The 23,630-nt window shown below is 54.9% G+C and carries 23 protein-coding genes; 4 read left to right on the top strand and 19 right to left on the bottom strand.

The window, feature by feature from the left end:
• Positions 1–68: 68 nt before the first annotated feature.
• From WMO29_RS00680 to moaA, 4 genes are all read left to right on the top strand, one after another.
• Positions 69–1,826, top strand: a complete 1,758-nt coding sequence (locus WMO29_RS00680; RefSeq protein WP_349163333.1) for a [Fe-Fe] hydrogenase large subunit C-terminal domain-containing protein — start codon at positions 69–71, stop codon at positions 1,824–1,826.
• Positions 1,819–3,021 carry a SpoIIE family protein phosphatase gene (locus tag WMO29_RS00675; RefSeq protein ID WP_349163332.1) on the top strand — a complete coding sequence of 401 codons (1,203 nt, stop codon included), beginning with the start codon at positions 1,819–1,821 and terminating at the stop codon, positions 3,019–3,021. Before WMO29_RS00680 ends, WMO29_RS00675 begins: the two co-directional genes overlap by 8 nt.
• A gap of 95 nt (positions 3,022–3,116) precedes the next feature.
• Positions 3,117–3,599: a cyclic pyranopterin monophosphate synthase MoaC gene (moaC, locus tag WMO29_RS00670; protein WP_349163331.1), complete on the top strand. Its 483-nt coding sequence runs from the start codon at positions 3,117–3,119 to the stop codon at positions 3,597–3,599.
• Between the two features lie 3 nt (positions 3,600–3,602).
• Complete coding sequence (moaA, locus tag WMO29_RS00665; protein ID WP_349163330.1) at positions 3,603–4,574, top strand: GTP 3',8-cyclase MoaA; 972 nt, start codon at positions 3,603–3,605, stop codon at positions 4,572–4,574.
• Positions 4,575–4,587: 13 nt separating this feature from the next.
• Here moaA and WMO29_RS00660 read toward each other — a convergent pair whose 3' ends face one another.
• The 19 genes from WMO29_RS00660 to WMO29_RS00570 all read right to left on the bottom strand — a co-directional run bounded on the left by WMO29_RS00660 (position 4,588) and on the right by WMO29_RS00570 (position 23,579).
• On the bottom strand, positions 4,588–5,736 hold the full coding sequence (locus tag WMO29_RS00660) for a sulfate/molybdate ABC transporter ATP-binding protein (protein ID WP_349163329.1): 1,149 nt from the start codon (positions 5,734–5,736) through the stop codon (positions 4,588–4,590).
• Positions 5,737–5,741: 5 nt separating this feature from the next.
• The gene (modB, locus tag WMO29_RS00655) at positions 5,742–6,434 is read right to left on the bottom strand and encodes a molybdate ABC transporter permease subunit (RefSeq protein WP_349163328.1); all 693 of its coding nucleotides are present in this window, start codon (positions 6,432–6,434) and stop codon (positions 5,742–5,744) included.
• A gap of 13 nt (positions 6,435–6,447) precedes the next feature.
• The gene (gene modA / locus WMO29_RS00650) at positions 6,448–7,320 is read right to left on the bottom strand and encodes a molybdate ABC transporter substrate-binding protein (protein ID WP_349163327.1); all 873 of its coding nucleotides are present in this window, start codon (positions 7,318–7,320) and stop codon (positions 6,448–6,450) included.
• A 143-nt stretch (positions 7,321–7,463) separates the two neighbouring features.
• Complete coding sequence (locus tag WMO29_RS00645; RefSeq protein WP_349163326.1) at positions 7,464–8,396, bottom strand: LysR family transcriptional regulator; 933 nt, start codon at positions 8,394–8,396, stop codon at positions 7,464–7,466.
• A 158-nt stretch (positions 8,397–8,554) separates the two neighbouring features.
• Positions 8,555–9,094 carry a molybdopterin-guanine dinucleotide biosynthesis protein B gene (gene mobB / locus WMO29_RS00640; protein WP_349163325.1) on the bottom strand — a complete coding sequence of 180 codons (540 nt, stop codon included), beginning with the start codon at positions 9,092–9,094 and terminating at the stop codon, positions 8,555–8,557.
• A gap of 62 nt (positions 9,095–9,156) precedes the next feature.
• On the bottom strand, positions 9,157–10,362 hold the full coding sequence (locus tag WMO29_RS00635; RefSeq protein ID WP_349163324.1) for a molybdopterin molybdotransferase MoeA: 1,206 nt from the start codon (positions 10,360–10,362) through the stop codon (positions 9,157–9,159).
• Positions 10,363–10,375: 13 nt separating this feature from the next.
• Positions 10,376–11,401 (bottom strand): molybdopterin-binding protein, encoded by a 1,026-nt coding sequence (locus WMO29_RS00630; RefSeq protein ID WP_349163323.1) that lies wholly within the window; start codon positions 11,399–11,401, stop codon positions 10,376–10,378.
• Between the two features lie 294 nt (positions 11,402–11,695).
• Positions 11,696–12,571: a phosphoribosylaminoimidazolesuccinocarboxamide synthase gene (locus WMO29_RS00625; RefSeq protein ID WP_349163322.1), complete on the bottom strand. Its 876-nt coding sequence runs from the start codon at positions 12,569–12,571 to the stop codon at positions 11,696–11,698.
• A gap of 116 nt (positions 12,572–12,687) precedes the next feature.
• On the bottom strand, positions 12,688–13,215 hold the full coding sequence (locus WMO29_RS00620; protein ID WP_349163321.1) for a cob(I)yrinic acid a,c-diamide adenosyltransferase: 528 nt from the start codon (positions 13,213–13,215) through the stop codon (positions 12,688–12,690).
• Positions 13,216–13,264: 49 nt separating this feature from the next.
• Entirely contained in the window at positions 13,265–14,233 is a 969-nt protein-coding gene (gene cbiB / locus WMO29_RS00615) for an adenosylcobinamide-phosphate synthase CbiB (protein WP_349163320.1), read from the bottom strand.
• Positions 14,175–14,810 carry a histidine phosphatase family protein gene (locus WMO29_RS00610; protein ID WP_349163319.1) on the bottom strand — a complete coding sequence of 212 codons (636 nt, stop codon included), beginning with the start codon at positions 14,808–14,810 and terminating at the stop codon, positions 14,175–14,177. The genes cbiB and WMO29_RS00610 overlap by 59 nt, the downstream gene beginning before the upstream one ends.
• Positions 14,807–15,190, bottom strand: coding sequence for a bifunctional adenosylcobinamide kinase/adenosylcobinamide-phosphate guanylyltransferase (locus WMO29_RS00605; RefSeq protein ID WP_178039943.1), 384 nt, complete (start codon positions 15,188–15,190; stop codon positions 14,807–14,809). The genes WMO29_RS00610 and WMO29_RS00605 overlap by 4 nt, the downstream gene beginning before the upstream one ends.
• A gap of 64 nt (positions 15,191–15,254) precedes the next feature.
• Positions 15,255–16,016, bottom strand: coding sequence for an adenosylcobinamide-GDP ribazoletransferase (cobS, locus tag WMO29_RS00600; RefSeq protein ID WP_435391103.1), 762 nt, complete (start codon positions 16,014–16,016; stop codon positions 15,255–15,257).
• A gap of 5 nt (positions 16,017–16,021) precedes the next feature.
• Entirely contained in the window at positions 16,022–16,561 is a 540-nt protein-coding gene (locus WMO29_RS00595; RefSeq protein ID WP_349163317.1) for a bifunctional adenosylcobinamide kinase/adenosylcobinamide-phosphate guanylyltransferase, read from the bottom strand.
• A gap of 25 nt (positions 16,562–16,586) precedes the next feature.
• On the bottom strand, positions 16,587–17,981 hold the full coding sequence (locus WMO29_RS00590) for a cobyrinic acid a,c-diamide synthase CobB (RefSeq protein ID WP_349163316.1): 1,395 nt from the start codon (positions 17,979–17,981) through the stop codon (positions 16,587–16,589).
• The gene (gene cbiE, locus WMO29_RS00585; protein WP_349163315.1) at positions 17,982–20,111 is read right to left on the bottom strand and encodes a precorrin-6y C5,15-methyltransferase (decarboxylating) subunit CbiE; all 2,130 of its coding nucleotides are present in this window, start codon (positions 20,109–20,111) and stop codon (positions 17,982–17,984) included.
• A 92-nt stretch (positions 20,112–20,203) separates the two neighbouring features.
• Positions 20,204–21,250, bottom strand: a complete 1,047-nt coding sequence (locus WMO29_RS00580) for a cobalt-precorrin 5A hydrolase (RefSeq protein WP_349163314.1) — start codon at positions 21,248–21,250, stop codon at positions 20,204–20,206.
• Positions 21,251–21,286: 36 nt separating this feature from the next.
• Positions 21,287–22,462, bottom strand: coding sequence for a cobalt-precorrin-5B (C(1))-methyltransferase CbiD (gene cbiD, locus WMO29_RS00575; protein ID WP_349163313.1), 1,176 nt, complete (start codon positions 22,460–22,462; stop codon positions 21,287–21,289).
• A 7-nt stretch (positions 22,463–22,469) separates the two neighbouring features.
• Positions 22,470–23,579: a lysozyme inhibitor LprI family protein gene (locus WMO29_RS00570; protein WP_349163312.1), complete on the bottom strand. Its 1,110-nt coding sequence runs from the start codon at positions 23,577–23,579 to the stop codon at positions 22,470–22,472.
• Between the last annotated feature and the right edge of the window lie 51 nt (positions 23,580–23,630).

Below are 23,630 nucleotides of genomic sequence, written 5' to 3'. Positions count from 1 at the left end.
TAGGAAAAATAAATTTGTAAATTATTCCCATTTTAAATATAAATTTTAAGAAAGGCAGGTTTTATTCTATGCCTTCGGTATACGCCGACACCTCATTTCTACAATTTAAAAAAGTACACTGCAGAAACTGCTATAAATGCGTCCGGAACTGCCCGGTCAAGGCCATCCGGGTCATCAACCATCAGGCACAGATTCTGGAGGATCAGTGCATCCTCTGTGAGAAATGCACTCTGGTCTGTCCCCAGAACGCCAAGGAAGAATTAAATATGATACCCAGGGTGTATGATTTCATCCGAAACGGCGGACAGGTCATCGCCTCTCTCCACCCGGCCTATGTGGCGGAATTCGGAACTGACAGCCTGCCGGCCCTGACCGAAGCCCTGAAAAAGCTCGGTCTGTCCGACGCCTTCGACGCAGCCGCCGGGGCGTATCTGGTCAAGACCGCTTATGAGGACCTGGTGGAGGAACGGGCCCAGGAGACGCCCACCATTTCCTCCAACTGCCCGGTCATCGTACAGCTGGTCCAGAAGCGTTATCCGGATCTGGTTCCCTATCTGGCTCCGGTTCTGTCCGTGATGCAGGCCCACGCCCGTTATCTGAAGGAACAGTATCCCGACGCGCGGATTCTTTCTGTCTCCCCCTGTATCTCCGGCCTGGCCCAGATGCGGGAGGCGGACAACTATGTGGATTATGTCATCACCTTCAGCGAGCTGCAGGAATGGCTGACTGCTGTTCAGGTGCAGGTGGCCGCCCCGTCAAGCGCACCCCCGGACGCAGACCGGGATATCCGGCTTTCCCGCATTATGGCCATGTCCGGCGGCTTTACCATGGCCATGCATCCATCCGTTCACCAGCGCTATCTTCCCGCCTGCGGGATCGACAGCTGCAAGCAGATTCTGAATGAATTTATGGCGGATCCGGACAGTTATTCCAACTGTTTTCTGGAACTGAACGCCTGTCCCAACGGCTGCATCGGCGGTCCTTCTTTCCGACGTACGAAGACCGGACTGCTCCACGGCCTGATCCGTCTGCAGAACGCGTCCCTGTACAAAGGCATTTCCAATTATAAACGGGACGATTTTTCGGCGCAGTCCCTGACCGATGTCAGTCGTCACTATGATACTTTCGTACTGCGGCAGCAGGAGGCGGAAGCCTCCGAAGAAGATATTAAAAAGGTACTGGCCCAGATGGGAAAATTTACGCCGGAGGACGAGCTGAACTGCGGGGCCTGCGGCTACAATACCTGCCGTGAAAAGGCCAGGGCCGTACTGGCCGGCAAGGCCGAGATCTCCATGTGCGTGCCCTTTATGCGGGAGCGCCAGGAGAGCTACTCCAACAAAATCATCAACGTGATGCCCGGTATCCTGGTGACCGTGGATTATCAGCTGAAGGTCATTCATATGAACCAGGCCGCGAAGGATCTGTTCGACCCGCTCCATAAGCGTACGCTGATCGGCGAGACCGTGTCTGATCTGATGGATGATTACACCCTGATCAATATGATTTCCTTCGATAAAAATATGTCCCACGATCAGATTTATCTGGAGGATCGGGATATCTATCTGGAGCGCACCCTGGCCAATGACCGGAAGAATCAGCTGATTCTCTGCGTCATGAAGGATATCACCCGGGAGATAGAAGAAAAGCAGCGTATCCGGAAGGCCCAGAACAACGCGGCCGCCATGGCTGACAAGCTGGCCTCGGAGCAGTTGAAGCTGGTGCACCAGATCGCAAGCCTCCTGGGGGAGACCGCCGCGGACACCAAGGTGGCCGTGGAGCAGCTGAAGCGTACCATTCTCAGAGAGGACGAGGATCGCGATGAATAAAGACGGAAACTATAGGCTGAACGTGTCCTTCGACGGACTGGTGACGGATTTCGGCTGGGTAAGCCTCAATAAAAAACGGGAAACTATCTGCGGCGATTATTTTGATATTATGGAAAATGATTCCGATCATGTGCTGGTGCTGTCAGACGGACTGGGAAGCGGCGTCAAGGCCAACATTCTCTCCACGCTGACTGCCCGGATGCTCAGCCATATGATCATCAAAAAGCTGCCCATCTATGACGCGGTGGCCGCCGTAGCCGATACGCTGCCCGTGTGCAGTGTCCGGCATCTGGCCTATTCCACCTTTACGGTGCTGGATATCAGGGGACGCCAGGCGCTGCTCTATCAGTTTGACAATCCGGACGCCATTCTGATTCGGAACGGTAAGGTAACGGCCTACCCTTTTTCTACCTTTACCCTGAAGGAAAAGGTCATCCATGAGAGCACCTTCGACCTTCGGGAGGACGACATGCTGATTCTCATGTCCGACGGCGTCACCAACGCCGGTATGGGCAAGACCACCGACGGCGGCTGGGGCCGCAATGAGGTCCTACGCTTCTGTCAGAAGAAGTACCGCCCGGGTATGAGCGCCCAGGAAATGGCTGTGGCTATCGCCTATGCGGGACTGGCCCTGAATCTGGAGGAGACCGACGACGACCTGACGGTTCTGGCCTTACGCTTCTGCAAGAAGCAGACGGTCAACCTGATGATTGGTCCGCCCCATACCACCGAGGAAGACACAGCCTATATGGACAATTTCTGGAAAAAGGAAGGGAAGCATGTGATCTGTGGCGGCACCACCGCAAAAATCGCAGCGCGATATCTTCGGCAGCCTCTGACCACCATCGATGGATCCGCCGTGGACGATGTGCCTTCCCTGATGCGTCTGCCCGGCGCAGATCTGGTAACCGAAGGGTTACTGACTTTGGAGCGACTGTTGGAATACTGCGAAGATTTCCGGGAGGATCGAGTGAGCTTCCATGAGATGCTTCAGAAGAAGGACGGAGCCGCACAGCTTGGAACACTCCTTTTCACCTGGGCCACGGATATCAACATTTTCTTTGGAAATGCTTATAACGAGGCCTATGCAGGCTCGGAGATTACGGCAGAGACCAAAACAAAGACCGTGGAAGAGTTGATGGAGCACCTGCGGAAAGCGGGGAAACATGTGAATGTTTCGTTCTGGGCTGTCTGAGGGGATCCCCGAATGCCCTGGGAACACGGGCAAATAATAAGAAAGAAAGGAAAAGCAAATCTGACCTTAGATGATTGGGTTTATTGTGATAGAGCATGAGTGAATTTACACATTTTAACCGCCAGGGCGAGGCCGTCATGGTGGACGTAAGCGCCAAGACCGAGACCGCAAGGGAGGCTGTGGCTGAAGGCCGTATCTCCATGAGCCGGGAATGCTTTGAAAAGGTAAAGGAAGGGGAAATGGGAAAGGGCGACGTGCTGGGCGTGGCCCGGGTGGCCGGAATCATGGGGGCCAAGAAGACCTCCGAGCTGATTCCCCTCTGCCACCTGCTGCATCTGACCAAGGTGGAGATAAGCTTTGAACTGGAGGAAGAGACCTCCTCCGTCCGGGCGGCCTGCACCGTCCGCACCACCGGCAGGACCGGCGTGGAGATGGAGGCCCTGACCGGCGTTCAGGTGGCACTTCTGACCATCTACGACATGTGCAAGGCCGTGGATAAAAGCATGGAAATGACCGACATCCATCTCTGCCGGAAGAGCGGCGGAAAGAGCGGCGATTTTGTGAGAAAGGCGGATTAACCCATGAAGGATCAATACGGACGGGACATCAACTATATGCGCGTCTCCATCACCGACCGCTGTAACTTACGCTGCCGCTACTGTATGCCGGAAGGCATCGAATGGCTTCCCATGGAGCAGATTCTGACGCTGGAGGAGATCACTGAGGCCTGTCGGCAGGCTGCTGCCTTAGGCATCCGCAAAATCAAGGTCACCGGCGGCGAGCCGCTGGTCCGGAAGGGCTGCATGGAGCTCATCGGGATGCTAAACGCATTGCCCGGTATCGAGCAGGTGACGCTGACTACCAACGGCGTACTGCTCCCGGAATACGCAGACGAGCTCTGCCGCCAGGGACTCCACGCCGTCAATATCAGTCTGGATACTCTGGATCCCGTGAAATACACTGCTATCACCGGTTTTGACCAGCTTCCGAAGGTTCTGGACGGCATTCGCGCCATGGAGACTCATGGCGTTCCGGTGAAAATCAACGCGGTGCTGCAGCGGGGCGTCAACGACATGGAATGCATCGCCCTGACCGAGTTAGCCGAGGCTCACCCGGTGGACGTCCGTTTTATCGAGCTCATGCCCATCGGGCACGGCAAGGAGATGAAGCCTGTCTCCAACCCGGAGGTGGTAGAGCAGCTGAGAAGCCATTACGGAGCAGATCGCGTAACGCCGGATTTCCACACCCATGGCAACGGCCCGGCCCGCTATTACCACATCGACGGCTTTCAGGGCAGCATTGGCTTTATCAGCGCCATTCATGGAAAATTCTGTCAGAATTGTAACCGCATCCGCCTGACAGCCACCGGCGATCTCAAGCCCTGTCTCTGCTACAGCGACCGTATTTCCATAAAAAACGCCCTCCGGACCGGAAGTCCCGAGGACGTGAAAGAGCTGATCCGGCAGGCCATCGAACAGAAGCCTGCGGCTCATTGCTTTGAAAATATACAAACGGTAACGGAACTGAAAGAAATGTCGAAGATCGGCGGGTAAACAGTTTTCCGACCTATCTCAATACCATCACATCCGCCGGATTGATATGCACCCAGATATCCTCCTGCGGATTTTCTCTGCCTTCATATTCCTTCTTACAGAAATCCCTCCAGACTTCCTTGGTAGTCTCCACACGAATCCTGTTGAAATGATTCTTCCGGCTCTCCTCGGATGTATCCGCACGCTCCGGTCTTACCATGATCACCGTGGAAAACACGTCGTCAATAACCCGGTTAATCCGGCATCGGAAGGTATTCTCCGGCTGTGCCGCCGCCTCTTTTGCTCCCATCAGCCCGATATAATGGCTGCGCACGCCCACATAGCGGACGTCCTCTGTATCCGGTCCGTGTTCGCCAGTGAAGGTCAGGGTTTCGCCCCAGTCCTGTACATAGACGCGGCCCGGCTTATCCGCCGAAGCTGCTTCCTTCACCTCTGCCCGGGCAAAATTCTTGCATCCCGACAGCAGCGCGGCCGCCCTGGACTTCGGCGCTTCGAAGAGCTGCTTTACCGGAATCACCGGACTTGAAGAACCCTTATCCATCACACATACCCGGTCGCAGATCCGGTACACCTCGTCCCGGCTGTGGGACACAAACAGGGTGGGCCCGCCAAACTCCTTCAGTGTCTCCAGAAGCTCCTGCTCCAGGTTCCAGCGAAGATATCCGTCCAGCGCAGAAAAAGGCTCGTCCAGCATCAGCACACGGGGACTGGAGAGGAAGATCCGCGCCAGAGCCACCCTCTGCTGCTGGCCTCCGGAAAGCTCCGCAGGCTTATGCTTCTCCAGATCCTTCAGCTCGAACTTTTCCAGCATTTCCTGAATTCTTATCTCCGCTTCTTTTTTTCCGGTCTTTTCTGCCTTAAGTCCTGTCATCAGGTTTTGGCGAACCGTCATATTCGGGAACAGGGCGTAATTCTGAAACAACAGTCCCACATGGCGTTCCTGGGGACGCAGATTGATTTTTTCCCGGGAATCAAAGAGCACCTTACCGTCCAGCTCGATATGTCCCTCGTCGGGCTTCACGATGCCCGCGATACAACGGAGGGTCATACTCTTGCCACAGCCGGAGGCGCCCAGGATGCCCGTCACGCCGTCCGCTGCCTCAAACTGCGTCTCCAGCGTAAAGCCACCCAGCTTTTTTCTGATATCCACATACAATGACATCTTCTCTACCTCCCGCCCTTTCGTTTTTTGCCTGTGCGGGACGCCCGCTCGCCCTTTTCCAGCAGGTTCACCGCCAGCAGAACCACTGCGGAAATGACCACGTTCACCAGCACCCATTTGAAGGCCAGGGCGTCATTGTCCGTCCGCCACAGCTGATAGACGGTGGTAGAGATAGTCGCGGTCCGGCCCGGCGTATAGCCTGCCACCATGCTGGTGGCTCCGTACTCGCCCAGGGCCCTGGCAAAGGCCAGGACGGCTCCCGCCAGAATGCCCTGCCTGCAGGCCGGCATCCGGATCCGCCAGAAGATAAAGCTGTTGGACAGCCCCAGGGTCTGTCCGGAATAGGCCAGGGTCTCGTCGAAGCTCTCAAAAGCCCCCCGGGCTGTCCGGTACATCAGCGGAAAGGCCACCACAGCCGCCGCGAAGATGCCCGAATACCAGGTCATCACCAGCTTTGTGCCGAAGTTCTCCAACACCCAGGCTCCGAATGGTCGTCTGGGACCCATCAGCAGCAGGATAAAGTATCCCACGACCGTCGGCGGCAATACCAGCGGCAGGGTCAGAACCACGTCCAGCACGCCCTTTACCATCGGATGGAGCTTCGCAATATAATAGGCTGCGAAAATACCTGTAAAAAATACGATCACGCTGGCGATCAGCGCGATACGCAAGGAATTATACAATGGAAACCAGTCCATAAGCGCCCCTTTTTTATTCTGCTGCCGTGAAGCCTACTGCCTCGAATACCTTCATGCAGTCGTCTGTCTGCAGATAGGCAAGGAATTCCTTTGCTGCTTCCTGATTCTCGGAGATGTTCAGAACTGCCGCAGGGTAGATAACCTGCTTGCACAGATCGCTTCCTGCCTGATCCACAACGGTCAGTCCGGCGGAGTACGCGTCGGTAGCGTAGATGATACCTGCGTCTGCAGCCGCCTCAGATACCTGTGTGGTAACCTCTTTTACGTTAGAGCCGTATGTAATCTTTCCGTCTGCTTCAAGCTTATCCAGGATACCAAGGTTGGTCAGAATCTCGGTGGAGTACTGTCCTACCGGAACATCCTCATTGCCCAGAGCCAGCAGGGAAAGCTTGTCTGTTCCCAGATCCTCGAAATTCTGGATATCCTTCGGATTTCCATCCGGAACAGCCAGAACAACCTTGTTCTCCAGCAGGTTCACGCGGGTTCCCTCCAGTACGAAGTCCAGGCCCTCGGTATTCACCTCCGGATCCGCATCCTTGTCCAGCTGGTTCATCTGCTTCTGGGCTGCGGAAATAAATACGTCGCAGTCCGCGCCCTCCTGAATCTGAGTTTTCAGGGTTCCTGAGGAATCAAAATTGAATACCAGGGTTACATTCGGGGCAACCTCTTTGTACATCTCCTGAATCTCTGTCAGGGTCTCTGTCATGGATGCTGCCGCAAAGACATTCAAAGTCACCGGATCTGTCTCTGCAGTCTCTTCTGCTGCAGTATCCTCTGCACCTGTGGTCTCCTCTGCTGCCGGAATCTCTTCCGCCTGCTTGCTTCCGCAACTCAGTATAGAAACTGCCAGAGCACTTACCAGCAGGCCTGCCATAAGCTTCTTCATAATATAATCCCTCTTTCCTTTTCATTTCGTGCGGTTCTCCTATGCGTTATTTTTTCAGGAGAATAACGATAGGTATATTATACAGGAAACGGAAAGCAGGCGCAAGGGAATCGAACCAATTTATGAATTATTTTTCACTAACTCTACTGAAACTCCCCAAAATACACCTCAAAGAATCCTCGCGTGATCCGCTTCATATCCTCCAGCATGGCATGATACCGCTCCATGAAGAGGCGGCCTTCGGGGGTGATGGTAGAGCTGCCTCCGTTCTTTCCTCCGTTGCAGCGGTTCAGGAAGCGGAAGCCCAGCTCCTTCTCCACCTTGTTGATCATTTTCCAGCCCTTGGAATAGGACATATTCATTTTGGCCGCCGCAGCCTGAATGGAACCGGTCTCATCGATGTACTGCAGCAGGTGGTAGACGCCGGGACCGAAGAAGTCTTCTTCTTTGGAAATGACCAGCTTGGTTTTGAAATGGAGGGTGGCGGCATTCCACCGGGCCTTCAGATAACGGGTGACGCGCTCGACGCCGCCCTCTTCCTGCAGGGAGTAGGTGACGCCGGAATCCTCCGTGGGAAGGAACCGGCTCCCGGTCTCAAAATTAAAATTAATTTTCTCTGTAGGATCCATTTCCGTTCCCGATAAAATCATGCTCCTCGGCCAGCCCTCCTGCCCATCGTAAGTCGGAACGGCCGACTTCTCCGCAGCCAGCAGGGCTTTGATAGTGCTGTCCGCGCAGGCCGGGTATTCCACCGGCAGCACCAGCACGCGCTCCATCAGAGGCGCGCACCCGGTCAGGCCGATCGCAAGCGTCTCCTCAAAGCTGTGTTCCCGGTAGGCCTCATCCTCCATGAAGATGACATTATTGTGGCTTAAATGCAGCTTCAGGGTCTCGCTGTGGCAGCCTGCCAGCACTACAATGGGAGAGACTCCCGCTTTGCGAAGCTTGGCAATCTCTCCCTTGATGACGGTGGTACCGTCCAGCGGGTACATGGGCAGGAACAGAGGGATGCCCTCGTTATCCCGATACTCCTCTCCATAGTCGCCGGAGGCTATGATCAATGCTCCTGTTTTCATATGATCTCCTTTATATTTCCCTGATAAATAATATATTCTCTTAATATCTATTCATCAAAATGTATTTCACCTGTACCATATGTAAAATTATTCCAATTATATTTGTCCTTAAAAATCCAATAAATTCAACTTTAAATCCGTCATTTTTCCATAAAGTATTACTGCAACTCTTTTACAATAAATCGCGCAATCTGCTCTGTATCTTCTAACCCAAATACAGCCACTTCTTCCGGCAGCCCCGTTATCTCTCCGCGATCCAGATCGGTCGCGACGGCACGTAAATTATGCTCTTTACAGACACAGTCCGATGAATTTCCTCTGCGAATAATTTCCAGCTTCGGATAGTCGCTGTCCTTAAAGCCCTCCAACAGAATCAGATCCGCCTCCGGGAACCAGGCAGCGGCCATCTGCTCCGGCGTCAGTTTTTCAGCTGCAACCTCGTCGGGCTGCTGTTTTACAACCATGTATTTGTGGTCGGAAAAGACGACAGTGCCATAGGCTCCCGCCTGAAAATGGGCGAATGTGTCCGTACCCGGCACATCTGTCTGAAAATCGTGACCGTCATGCTTGATGGTTGCCACCTTCAGCCCCTGACCGGTCAGAACCGGCAGGAGCTTCGTAATCAAGGTGGTTTTTCCCGAATTTTTCACACCGCTGACGGCATAAAACAACTGCTTTTTTTCTAAAATATTATTCATAAATCATAGTCCACATTTTCAAAATAACTGCTGCAGAAAGTAATATAAATCGCCCTTTCTCTTTATAACAGAATCGCCTCCGCCTCATCCCCCGGTTTCAGCGCCCCAGATCCTGCAGGCACATCCAGCAGACAGTTGCAGCCCACCATGGAGGCCAGCACGCCATTGGAATTCAGTCCCTCCGGCAGATGGAAGGTTCCCTTTTCCCAGTAAGCCCGCACAAAGCGCCGACTCGGACTGGGTTTTCCAAAGGCGTCCGCCAGGGTTCCCTGCACCCGCACCAGATCAAGAGACGGCTTTCTCATCATTTTCGCCAGCATAGGGCGAAGCAAAAGCTCGGTGATAACCAGGGCGCTGAAGGGGTTACCGGACAGACTCATGACCGGGATTCCCTGATAATCGGAAAATAAGGTAGGCATACCGGGCTTCACCTGGATCCCCCAGAAGACGCGCTCTGCGCCAATGAGCGCCAGCGATTCGTGCATAATATCCTTTTTTCCCACAGACACAGCGCCTGTAGTGACGATCAGATCCGCTTCCTTCGCGGCCTTCTTCAATGCCTCCGCCATCTGCTCCGGTTCGTCCGGGACAGAGCGGGCCTCGCAAAGCTCCACGCCCAACTCCAGCAGGCGGGCCGCCAGAAGCTTCTGATTGATATCGTAGATTTTACCGGGAGCTAAAGGCTCTCCCGGCTGAACTACCTCATTTCCGGTGGTCAGCACCGCGATCCGGGGACGACGGTATACAGATACCTTGGGAACGCCCATGCCGGCCAACACGCCGGCTTCCACAAAGCCCAGTTCCCGCCCAGCCTTCAGAAGTACCTGCCCGGCCTTAAAATCCTCGCCCTTGAAGCAATAATTGCCCCACGGCCGCTCCGCTTTATAGATCTGCACCCTCTCCTCGCCGTAATCCGTATCCTCCTGACGGACGCAGCAGTCACAGCCCGGCGGAATGGCCGCCCCGGTCATAATACGTACAGCCTGGCCCGGCTGCACCTCTTCCTCGGAATAATCCCCCGCGTCAATCTCCCGCAGAACCTTCAGACAGACCGGCTGTTCCTTTGAGGCGCCGGTTAAATCCGCAACCCGGCAGGCATAGCCGTCGATAGGCGAACGGTGAAAGGGCGGATTATCAAAGACGGTTTTCACGTCTTCCGCCAATACCCGGCCTGAAATATTCGCGATTTGAATCTGTTCCTTCTCCTGTATCACCGGCGTGTGCTGTAAAACCAGACAAAGCGCCTCCTCTGTTGTAATTCCTCCCATACGTCACGCCCCCTTATACGCCTTTTCCAAAGCCGCAGTTGGGGTAATGGCAGGTCTTGCAGCCCAGACAGAAGCCGCCATTTCCCATATGGGCCAAATCCTTTTTCGTCACCTCCACGCCTGCCGCGATGCGGGGCAGCACCAGGTCAAAGACTGTGGCTTTGGCATACATGACGCAGCCCGGAAGTCCCATGATAGGCGTACCGTCTTCCAGATAGGCAAGCAGGAACATGGCTCCCGGCAGTACCGGCGCGCCGTAGGATACAATACGCGCTCCCGTCTGCTTAATCGCGCCCGGCGTCTGGTCATCCGGATCCACACTCATACCGCCGGTACAGAGAATCATGTCCGCTCCCTCTTCCTTTAGCTTCAAAATGGCCTCGGTAATCTTCTCCCGGTTATCGTCGCAGAGAATGTGTCCGCAGACCTCGATTCCATAGGCGGCCAGCTTCTCAATGATAACCGGCGTGAAGGTGTCCTTGATCCGTCCGTAATACACTTCATTTCCGGTGGTAACAATGCCCGCTTTCATAGGCTTATAGGGCGTCAGGGATACCAAGGGCTCGCTTCCCGCAGCCTCTTTTACCCGCTCCAGCTTCTCCTTTGCAATGACAAGCGGAATCACCCGGGTTCCCAGCAGACGGTCGCCCTTTTTCACAGCCGTGTTATTATGCCGCGTGGCAATCATAATCTCATCGATTTCGTTGATGGCGTCAAGCCGCGGCACATCTACCCGGAACAGGCCGTCGCAGTCGGCCACCAGCTCGATTTTTCCCTCCTTCACATCGGTGGGATGCATATTTTCGTTCCTGCAGACGGCGCACAGAATCTCTGCCGCCTCATTTTCATGGAGGGTGTTCTCGTCCTTCTCCCAGACATACAGGTGATCCTTTCCCAGGGACAGCAACACCGGAATATCCTCCTCGGTCACAATATGTCCCTTGCGGAATGCGGTGTCCTTAACCACATCCTTGACAATCCGCGTAATGTCGTGGCAGAGCACATGGCCCACCGCGTCCGTTGTGTTGATACATTTCATACCCCAAATTCCTCCCAAAACCAAATCCGTCTCGCTTTCCGCTGTTACCCGTGCGGAAATGACTCTGTATACAGTGTATCACAGCGGGGAGGAAGTTTCACCTGTTTTTCAAAACATATCGGTGATTTTTATATTAAATGATGGAAAATGACGGATTTCTATGTTTATTTTGAACTATAGAAAATGGATAGTACGAATTTTTTCTTGAACATTACTAGATTTTCTCTAAAATAAGGCACGGACATTTTCCCATAAAACAGAAAATATCTGTGCCTCAATTTCTATACCTTTAACTTATACCTCCAGCGCTTTGCCGGTCAGCATTTCGTATGCCTGCAGGTATTTCTCGATGGTTTTGTCCACGATCTCCTGGGGCAGGGTCCAGTTGTTGTCCGGGTTGGCCTTCAGCCAGTCGCGGGCGAACTGCTTGTCAAAGGAGGGCTGGCCGTGTCCCGGCTCGTACACGTCTGCGGGCCAGAAGCGGGAGCTGTCCGGCGTCAGCATCTCGTCGCCGATGACCAGATTGCCGTTCTCATCCAGACCAAACTCGAACTTGGTGTCCGCGATGATGATTCCCTTACTCAGGGCGTACTCCGCGCATTTCTTGTAGAGGGCAATGGTGTTGTCGCGAAGAGCCTTTGCGTACTCCTCTCCCTTGCCCGGGAAATATTTTTCAAGATGAGCGATACTCTGCTCGTAGGAAATGTTTTCGTCATGGTCGCCGATCTCCGCCTTGGTGGACGGTGTGTAAATCGGCTCCGGCAGCTTGTCAGACTCTTTCAGTCCTTCCGGAAGCCTGATACCGCAGACGGTTCCATTCTCCTTGTAGCTGGCCCAGCCGCTGCCTGTGATATAGCCGCGGACGATGCACTCGATGGGAAGCATCTGAAGCTTTCTGCACATCATGGATTTGCCCCGGAACTTCTCCTGCTGGAAGTACTCCGGCATATCCTTTGTGTCAACGGAAATCATGTGGTTCGGCAGAATGTCCTCTGTCATATCGAACCAGAATTTGGACATCTGAGTCAGCACTGCGCCCTTCTTTGTCACTTCATTATGAAGAATCACATCGAAGCAGCTGATACGGTCTGTCGCTACCATAATCAGGCTGTCGCCGTTGTCGTAAATCTCACGTACCTTACCTTCTTTGATCGGTTTCATTTCCTGCATATCCTTGCACCTCATCATTCTGTTTTTAAATGGAAATTCGGGTCAGACTTCTTTTGACCCTGGGCATTTCCACATTACCACTCTTTCCCCCGGCCTGTCAAGCCCCTGTTCTTCTCCTACAGCTCGATTCCCTTCCGGGCATGTACACCCTGATCAAAGGGATGCTTGATTTTCCGCACCTCGGAGACATAATCGGCCAGCTCCAGAAGCTCCGGGGCCGGATCCCGGCCTGTCAGGGCCACCTCCAGACCTTCCGGACGGTTCTTCAGAAAATCCAGGGCTTTTTCCCGGTTCAACATGCCGTGATTGTAGCAGGACATGAACTCGTCCATGACCAGCAGAAACGCGTCTTCCCGAACTGCCAGCTCTGTGGCCCGGTCGAAAAGCGCCTGATAGGCGGCAGCCGCCTCCTTTTTCTGCTCGTCTGTCATATTCCAGAAGAAGCCGAACTGCTTCTCACATGTCAGCACCGTAACCCCGGGCAGCTCCCGCAACACCTTCAGCTCCGAGGACTTTCCATCCTTCATAAACTGGATGAAAATGACCCTTCTGCCACTTCCTGCCGCCCGGACAGCAAGCCCTGTAACTGCGGTGGATTTTCCCTTGCCGTCGCCGCAGTAGATGTGAATACATGATTGTTTCATAGGACAGCACCTCCTGAATTTGTGCGTAAATCATCGTTGTTTCCTTCTCTTACACCAGCACTCCGGTCAGCGCCGCAATTCCCGCCACAAGCGCCAGCGCCAGAATCACGCCCGCGTACATCAGCCGGTTCATGCGGCGGATATCCTCATACTCCACCGGGCGGATGGGATCGCCGATGGTCGGCTTTTTATAAAGCTTTCCGAAATAATAAGCGTCCCCGGCCAGCTGAACTTCAAGCGCGCCTGCCGCTGCCGCCTCGGTCTGGGCGGAATTGGGGCTGGCATGGTTGCGGCGATCCCGCAACCAGATCCTCCATGCGCCGGATATGCTTAAGCCTGCCAGCGGGCTCGCCGCAACCAGCAGAAGGCCGCTTATGCGGGCGGGGATATAATTCAGCACATCGTCCAGCTTCGCGGAGAAGCGGCCGAAATACAGATATTTGTCGTTCTTATAGCCCACCATGGAATCCAGGGTATTTACCGCCTTATAGAAAAAGCCCAGAACCGGGCCGCCGATGGCCAGAAAAAGCAGGGGAGCCACCACGCCGTCAGAGGAATTTTCCGCCACCGTCTCCACTGCCGCCTTGGCTACGCCCTCCTCATTTAAGGCCTGGGTATCGCGTCCCACAATCATGGACACCGCATAGCGGGCCTTTTCCAGATCTCCCTCTTTTAAAGCGTCGTAGACCTTCATGCTCTCGGTTTTCAGAGATTTCGTTGCTAAAATTTGGAAACTCCAGAATATCAGCAGGGCAAAATACAGCCAGAAATTGATGTTCCGGGCCAGATATAAAAGTCCGAAGGGAACTGCCGTAGATACGGCCACCACGAAAATACAGAAGAACACGCCTGCTGCCAGTTCGCCCTTCTCCGTCTTCGGGAACGCCGCCCGGAAGGGCTTTTCCCCATGGGAAATCAGATTTCCGATGGCGCAGATGGGATGATAGAGAATCCGCGGATCACCGAAGATCAGATCCAGCACAAAGCCCAGTATCAGGGCATAGATGTGATATTTCATGTAAAATGATGCCTCCTTTTTCTGTCTCATCCCAAAGCATACGGAAGCCTTCTCCGTTCTGAACCTGCCAGTGATAAAACTCCTCTTTCTCCGCCGCATAAGCCGCCAGGATACTCATAATCGTGCCGCCGTGAACCACGAAAGCCGCGCGGCGAAAGGGCTTGTCTCGTAGGCCCTTCAGCAACTCCGCAAACCCTTCCCGACAGCGCTTTTCAAAGGCCTCCCGGCTTTCGCCTCCCGGAAAGGGCAGCGTGCCGTTGCTGTCAATCCAGGCCTGGTAGGCCGCATTCCCGGACAGCTCTTTATAATTCTTATTTTCGAATTCGCCGAAATCACATTCCCGGAGCCGGGAAACCGGAATCATTTTCTTGCCCGGAAATAAAATCGCCCCCGTCTCCCGGCAGCGCTTCAGGGGACTTCCGTACAGGACGTCCGGCATGGGGTAGAGCCCCGCTTCGAAAATAGCCTGCAGGGCTTCTCTTCCCTCCTCGCACAGGGGCTCGTCGGTGGTTCCGATATAGCGCCCCAGGGTGTTGCCATAGGTCTTTCCATGGCGGATCAGATACAGCTCCTTCATTCCTTGATCACCGTCCCGATCCCGCAGACCACGCGATGAACCTCTGCTGCGTATTTCGCCAGATCGCAGGCTGCCCGTCCGGAGGCCTCCCGCCACTGGCGGTCAAAGGGATCCGCAGGAATCACGCCGCTTCCCAGCTCGTTCGTAATCACAAGGATATCCGGATTTTCTGTATACAATGTTTCTGCCAGCGTGGACGCGTCGCCGCCCTCCTTCAGTACCCGGCGTACATATTCCTGAAAATCCGTGACTGCCTTTGCCTGAAGCAGATCCGTTTCCCCGCAGTCGGCCCCATTTACCATATCCTGCTCTCTCAAGTGAAAATGCTCCATCGCGTAGGCCTTTTTTCCCTGAAAGGCTCCGCCTGTAATCAGTATCATGTCTGATTTCCTCCTATATTCTCCTGCTGCTTGCGCAGAGATCGTTTTTTCCAGACAGCGGAAATCAGAATTTTCCCGCCGACCACACGCAGATGGCCATGACCAGCTCGCAGGTCTGCACGAAGCAGCCCGCCAGGTCGCCGGTGATACCGCCGAACTGTTTCATGGACATACAATAATACCAAAAAAACGTACACCAGGCTCCCACCACAGCCGCCGTGCCAAGCTTCGCGTCCAGCAGGCACATGAAGCCCGCGGACAGAAAAAGCAGAATGTAGAGGCAGGTCATGACCGTGCGCTCCTGCACCGCGTCGGAAAAGGCTGCTACCGTTCCGGTCTTGCGGGCGCAGGGAAAGGACGCCACGGACAGGCCGCTCATGGAACGGGACAGCACATAGCCGCCGGAGAGCACCAGCACCTGACGGCCCGACAGCTCCGTCCAGAAGCCGAAGCAGGCCAGGAAATAACAGCAGGCCACGATGACCGCAAAGGCTCCCGCATTGGAATCCTTCAGGATCTCCAGCTTCTTTTCTCTCGGCTGCCAGGAGGACAGGGCGTCCGCCGTATCCAGCAGACCGTCCAGGTGGATGCCGCCGGTCACCAGCACCGGAATCAGCACGTAAATGACGCTCCGGAGGCTGTCGCCCGCGCCGAGCTTTCCGCTTAAGAAGCTCCAGCCCACCATCAGCGCGCCGATGACGATGCCCACAAAAGGAAAGAAGCACATCATATAGCGCATATTTTCCTTCTCCCAGTCCGCCCGGGGCATGGGAATCTTGGAATACATGGCAAATGCGATTTTAAAACTGTTCCATATCCGTTTCATCGTTTTCATAGATTCTGTCCTTTATTTTTGAGCTGCAGAGGAATGCCGCAGACCACCTCCGCCGCCTGGTCGGCCTCTGCCGCGATGCGCCGGTTGATCTCGCCCAGCCGTTCCTGATACAGCGCTGTTACTTCATCATATGTAATTCCGTCGGAAAAGATATCGTTGGTCACAATGACCAGGTGGACGCAGCGGCCTCTCAATGCCTCCACGCCTGCCAGCACCGCCTCCACGGCGTCGTCACCCGTGCCCTCCGGCTCAAACATTTCGTTGGCCGTCAGGTTCGACATACACTCCAGCAGCACCACGCCTTTTTCCGGCAGGGTCTGTTCCTTTAAGTTTACATAACATTCTATCGTCTCAAAGCCTTTTCCGGCCCGGAGCTTCCGGTGACGCTCCACTCTCCACTTGCCCTCCGCGCCGAAGGGCCGCATAGTGGCGATATAATATAAGGGAAGTCTATCCCGTTTTGCCAGAGAAGTGGCTACGCTCTCCGCGTATTCGGATTTGCCGCTTCCGCTGCCTCCTGTAATCACTGCAAGCATCTATGTTCCTCACATTGAATCATTTTTATACGCCCTCGGCAACAGGTGCTTCGGGCCGTATGGAATCGTTACTACATTTCTGTAAAAAATTCCAGGCCATGGCCGGATTGGAATAGAAGAAGAGATGGGGGAAGCCCGCATACAGGGTCGGCGTGCCATGTACGCAGTCCCAGTTCCGCTTCCGTAAGGGTTTCTTCGCGTGGATGGCGTTGCCGCAGTCCTCGCTCTCCCAGTAATGAAATTCATGTCCCCGGGCCTTTTCGCCCTCTGCCAGAATCAACTGATCCTGTTTTGCTTCCATTTCGATATACCCGAAGCGGGACAGTTTATCCGTCCGGTAGGCTTTGGCCCCAATGACGCCTGCCATGGGGTAATCCACGCCATCGGATCCCTCCAGAGTCCGGTGCAGGTAAAGAAAGCCGCCGCACTCGGCGATACAGGGGAGGCCTGCTTTCACCGCGTCGTGAATGGCTCCCCGCATGTCTTCATTTTCGCTCAGCGCCTTCGCGTGCAGCTCCGGATAACCGCCGCTCAAGATGAGGCCGTCGATCCCTTCCGGCAGCGCCTCGTCCTTTATGGGGGAAAATGGTACCAGCTCCGCGCCCATATCCTTAAGCATCTGAAAATTATCCCGATAGGTGAAGCAGAAAGCGTCGTCCTCCGCCACGCCGATGCGGACTTTTTTTCCGCCTGAAAGCTTCGGAAGCTCCGGCGTCTCGTAGGTGAAATCCGGCGCTTCATAGGCCAAAGCCAGAAAAGCGTCCAGATCGATGCTTTCCTCCAATACGGCAGCCAGGCGGTTCAGCTTCTCTTTCAGGCTCTCGATTTCACCCGGAAGCACCAGGCCCAGATGACGACTTTCCAGCACCAGATCCTCCACCTTCGGCACATAGCCCAGCACCTTCACCGGCAGCCAGCGCTCGATTTGCGCCTTCATGTCGGCGTACAGGGACTTCGGCATCTGATTTAAAATGACGCCCTTGATGCGGCTGGGAGTCTGATATTCCAGGAAGCCCTTGATCAGCGGTACCACAGAAATGCTCATACCCCTGCAGTTTACCACCAGCACCACGGGCATATTAAGAGCCGCCGCCACGTCCGAAGAGCTGGCCTCCTCGGAGATGCCGCCAAGTCCATCATAATAGCCCATGACGCCCTCGGCCACGGAAATCTCCGCCTCCGCAGCGCTTCGGCCAAACAGGTAACGGGTGGTCGCTTTATCCGTGAAAAAAGTGTCTAGGTTGCCGGATTTCACGCCGATGACCCTGCTATGAAACATGGGGTCGATATAGTCAGGGCCACATTTAAAGGAGGCCACACGGAAACCGCGGTTTACCAGAGCCTGCAGGATGCCGCAGGTAATCAGGGTTTTGCCGCTGCCGCTGGACGGAGCGGCCAGCATAATTCTCGGCAGTCTCATTTACGCTTCCCCCTTTCCGGTTCCGGCGAAGATGTAGACCGGATTCTGCCCCATCATCATCTCGTAGGGCCCCACCTTTTTGGCCTTGGCCGCCTGAATCTGGGTAATATCCACGTCCGTAAAGCCAAGCTCCTTGAAGCAGCTGTTGGCCTCCGCCACGGTCTCCAGGGTAATGGCGTTTATTACCACGCGGACGCGGGAATTCCGGTCAAGCAAAAGCTTCAGAATCTCTTTCATGTTGCCCGAGGAACCGCCGATGAAGGCGTGGGTCGGGGCGGGCAGGTCAGTCAGGGCCTCTGGGGCCGTTCCCACATGCACCTCCACATTGGGGGTGCCAAACTTCTTCGCGTTCTCCTCGATGAGGGCTGCCGCCGCGGGCTTTTTCTCGATGGCGTACACTTCGCCGTCCGCGGCTGCCAGCGCCATCTCGATGGTGACGGAGCCGGTTCCCGCGCCGATGTCCCAGGCAATAGAATCCCGGTTCAGATTCAGCTTGGCCACGGAGAGACTGCGCACCTCGCTCTTCGTCATGGGCGCGTCGCCCCGCTGAAACTCTTCGTCGGGGATGCAGCTTCGAAGTCCGCTTGTGTAGGACGGGTTTTCGATGATAGCCACGCAGAGGCTGTCAAAGGCTTTCTCCTTCAGCTCCGCGGGAGTGCCCTCGGTGATACGCTCCTCCGGGTAGTGGAGGCGTTCGCCGATGTAGAGCTTCACGTTTTCGAATCCATATTTTTCCAGTTTTTCACATAAGGATGCTACATTGTCCTTGCCGCCCAGCAGCGTGAAGGTGCGGAAATGGGTGCGTACCGCCGCAATCAGGTTCTCTCTGCGGCCATGGATGCTCATGAGCTTCACGTCCTCCCAGGCGATTTTCAGGCGGCTGCAGAAGTAGGTTACGGAAGAGATTCCTGTAATCAGTTCTGTGTGGATACCTGCGCCCTCAAAGGCGGTGATCAGGCGCTTCGCGCCGCTGTAGAAGCCCACATCGCCGGACAGGGCCACTGCGATAGTGTGATGCTCCGGGTGATCCTGAACGTAAGCCAGCATTTTGGCCGGATCGTAGGCGTCGAACAGGGGCTTGCCGGTGGCCTTGAAAGAATCCAGCATGCGGCCGGAGCCTAAGATACAGTCGGCCTTTTCGAAGGCCGCGCGGGCCTCGCCGGTCAGGTGGTCGGGGGTGCCCATGCCGATGCCGATTAAATATGCAATTCGTTCTTGTTCTTTGTTACAAAAATAAGTGGAATTTAGTTTATTATTTTCCTCTTTCTTTTCACAGTTAGGACTATTACTTTCTGATAAAGGAACAATATGGAATCGTTCCGCCAGCAGCTTCACTCCATCCTCAATGGACAGCCCCTCCTGCTCCTGCGGGCGGCCTATCAGCACAACTTTGACTCCAGCCTCTTTGGCGGCGGTCATTTTCTCCTCAAAGCCGCCTGCGCGGCCTGCTTCTTTGGTAACCATCCAGGCTGCGCCGGTGCTGCGGAGCATGGCCAGGTTCAGCTCTTTGGAGAAGGGACCCTGCATACAGATCAGGTGCGGGCCGGTGAAGCCTGCCTCGGTACACTGGATAACGACCTCCGGAGTCGCCAGGACGCGGGCGTAGACGCGGTTCCGGTAGTCAGGCAGAGCAGTAAATTTGGCTAATTCCTTGCTTCCTGTGGTGACGAAGATGGAACCTTCGGTCGTTTTCAAAAAGTTTACTGCGGCCTCCACACTCTCGACTACTACAATTTCTTCCGCAGTCTTACCTGCATTTTTATCTGTGACTGTATTTGTCATCTCTTTACTTACTTCGTTTTTCCTATTTTTTCTCATCAACGAGGGACGAATCAGACGCAGATACTCACACCCGGCCTGTGCGCAGGCCGTCTTAATGTTCGCCGACACAGCCACGGCGTAAGGATGCGTCACATCCAGCACCAGCGGTTTTCCCTCCGTTTCCAAAAGCTGCTCCATCTCCTCCGGCAGCAGCCGTCCCTGGCGTACGCTCAGATGAGGCTGTTTTTCCACCAGCAGTTCTCCATATTCGGTGGCCACGCTGCACAGAGTCTCCACCCCTGCTGCCGCCAGCCATTCACTAATCTGCCTTCCCTCTGTCGTTCCTGCAAATACAATTACCTGTCTCATGTACCTGTTCCTCTTACCTTATCCATACCTGGAACCGTTTCTTCTTCACAGTTCCATCCAATATTCCTTTCAAACCGACTCCTCCGACGGAATTATCCGAAGTTTACCGTGTACTCCTCCAGCGCAATAGCCACCGTCACGCCGTCCCCGGCCGTCTTTGGCTGAAAAAGCTTCTTTCTGCCTGCGGCCAGCAGGGCACTGCGCTCGCACACATTTCCTACGCCGGTAATCTGCCGCACGAAGGCGGATTCGGAAAAGCCACCCTCACATTCCACAGCTTCAAGCTCCTTTGCCGTATAGGTCTGAAACGGCAGCTTCCAGGCAGCACAGAAAGCCAGAAGCCCCGGCTCTTCTTTTTTCAAATCGATGGAAGCCACCCTGGCAATGGCCTGTTTCGAAAGCTGATTCTGCAAGAGCACCTGTTCCACCAGCGCTTCGATGCGCTCCACAGGCGTACCCCTTTTACAGCCGATGCCCAGCACCGCAATGCGCGGAACCAGATGCAGAGTCCGGGGAAACGGATCATAGGTCTCATCCACGGAGATACTGATGCCAAGCCCATCCTTTTTCTGGATGGACAGCTCCGGCGGAATCTGCCCAACCACTTCAAAATCGCTATAGAGACCGATGGTCCGCTGCTCCAGAATATCCGCCGCCACCTCTTTGGCCAGAGACAGACTGTCCAGATGCATGTTTTCCCGGCGTGCGAAATCATCCACAGAGAATCGCCCTCCCGCGTCTGTAGCGGTTGTGATGACCGGCACGGCTCCCACCAGGGCCGCTATCTCCCTGGTCAGCGCATTGGCTCCGCCCAGGTGCCCGGACAACAGAGAAATGACGAAATGACCCTGCTCGTCCATGACCAGGACCGCCGGATCGGAAGCCTTGCTGACTACGAAGGGAGCGATTGCACGCACCGCGATTCCGGCGGCCCCGATGAACAGCAGGCTGTCGCATTCCCGGAACATGTTCCCGGTCCATTCCTTCAGGGAACCCTCCAGCATCGGAATGCCCCATTCAGCTGCATCCCTGCCTTTGCAGAGGCATACACAGGTGTTACCTTTTTGTTCATACGCGTCTCGTATCCGTTTCGCAAACATACACCCTGCTCTGGTAAATGCAATGATTGCAAGCTTCATGCTGTCATGTCCTTTCCTGTCCAAATCTATTCTATCTTACTCTGCCAGTTTTTCTGTTCCTTCAGACTCTGTCTGCTCGATTTCCGCTTTCACACAGGCTATCAGCCGCCGCACATCTGTGGATTCGCCCAGCACGCCCTGCTCCAGGGAAAAGGTCAGGATACCCCTCTCCAGGCTCTTGCCGCTGCGGTGATCCACATAGAATTCCATCCGCTCCATGAGGCGCTTCATCACCGGGTCCAGCAGCCCCTTCTCCTTCAGGATATCCAGGGCTTCATCTGTAGTAATGCAGTCCATCAGCCGGGCTGCCGTCTCCTGATCCGCGCCCAGCACCGCTGCGTGGGCCGTCAGGATATCCATCCGGGCGTCGGCGTTGCGGGAATGAGTGTTCATAATCCCTGCGGCCAGCTTCACCAGCTTCCCGATATGTCCCACCAGCAGAATTCCCTTCGCGCCGAATTCCACAGCCGCGTCGATGGCTTCTCCCAGGAAATTACTGTATTTGACGGAACGCTTCAGCACCTCCGGCTCATAATCCTCCAGAAAATCCAGGCCGTAATTACCCGGCACCAGCACCAGATAGCTCCGCCCTCCGGACAGCTGCATTTTGATGTCCACCCGGATGGTCTGAATCAGGGCCTCCTCGCTCATGGGTTCCACGATGCCGCTGGTTCCCAGAACGGAGATACCGCCCACAATACCAAGGCGGGGGTTAAACGTCTTCTGCGCCAGCTCCGCGCCGCCCGGAATGGAAATGATCACCGAAAGGCCGCCGGTATATCCGGCCGCCCTGCACACGTCCTCCACGCCCTCGCGAATCATCTGACGGGGTACCTTATTGATGGCTGCGTCGCCCACGGCCTGTTCTAGACCTGTCCGGGTCACCCGGCCCACGCCCTCGCCGCCGTCCAGCGTGACGCCCGGCTGCGCTGTCCGACTGACTGTGGCATAGATCAGCAGGCCGTCGGTCACATCCGGGTCGTCGCCTGCGTCCTTTCGGATGGCGCAGGAGGCGCTGGTGGCTGAAAATTTCGGTTCCAGCACCTCCAGATAGAGACCGATGCCCTTTGGCGTCATCAGCTCTACCTCCTGCAGGATCTGGCCGTGAAGCAGCATCCAGGCCGCCGCCTTGGAGGCCGCCGCGGCGCAGGAGCCGGTGGTATAGCCCATCCGCATTTTTTTATTATTTTTATAGACGTATTGATCCAGCATCGATATTTTACTCCATCGTCACAGTTTCCCGGCCTGCTGCCTCCAGCAGGATATTCAGAAGAACATAGGTCCGCTCCCTGGTCCATTTGGCCGCCTCTGTATTTTCCAGCAGGGGCTGCAGGCTTCCGCCCTCGGCCTCTTTTCCGGCCTCCTGTACCGCTGCTTCCTTATCCTTGATCCAGGCCCGCTGTTCATCCAGAAGCTTCGCCATGGCATCCTCTGTGAGAACACCCTTGACCTTCAGCTCATACCAGATATGGTTCAGTGCGTCATCCCAGTCCTCATAGAGCTCCTGACTCTTCTCATTCATATCCCCCTGGCTTAAAGAATCATTTTGAAGGGAATCTTCCAACTCTTTCGCTGCCTTTTCCGTATTTTCCACATAAGTTTTCGCCGTATCCACGGAATCATAGCCGGAAAATCCCTCTGCGCCCTCCACATTGTAAAGGCCGTAGCAGGGAAGACCATTCTCTTCGGCCTCGAGACGATCATAATTGCTGCACGCCCACTGTAAAAATTCCTCCGGCAGCTCGGCAACCGGCGCGCCGGGCAGATAGATATCGACCTCATCCGCACCGTCCAGGCCGTAAGCCTCGGTGTAGGAATAGAGAATCTGATCGAGGATCTCTTCCTTTCCGATTTCGTAGGTATAATTGATTTTATCCAGCTTCATGGACCAGGTATAATCATTGACCTTCTTTAAATCCGTAAAGGTTCCGGTGAAGGTATTGCCGTACTGGGTTCCGTTCGGGTAACCGTCTCCGGTACTGCCCATATCCATATCCCAGTATTCCCCGGAAAAGCTGCCGTCCGGCCGGATATTCAGCTGGGTTGCCCAGGCTCCCGCGCCGCTGGAGAAGGTGAAATCTACATACTGAAGATCCGTGAAGCTGAACTCTGCCGAAGCACTGCTGTCAGAGTTCTTAGATGCGGCTTTGTCTGCATCGTCCGGCGTATCTGCCGTATTTTCTGCCGCGTCTGTGTCTGTCGTCGTATCCGTCTGCCCTGTTCCATTTTCCACATCGTTCTTTTTCCCGCAGCCGCTCAGAGAAAGCACCATAACCACCATCAGCAGCACCACAGACGCTGTCAGAAGCCTTGCACACTTATTTTTCATACCCGCACCTCCATGTAAATACTTTCAGGTATTTATTGTATCAGCTTTATT

Source organism: Laedolimicola intestinihominis (assembly GCF_040096155.1).
Taxonomy (GTDB): domain Bacteria; phylum Bacillota; class Clostridia; order Lachnospirales; family Lachnospiraceae; genus Laedolimicola; species Laedolimicola intestinihominis.
The sequence above is the reverse complement of the archived record's forward strand: the minus strand, read 5'-3'. Positions and strand labels throughout refer to the sequence as shown.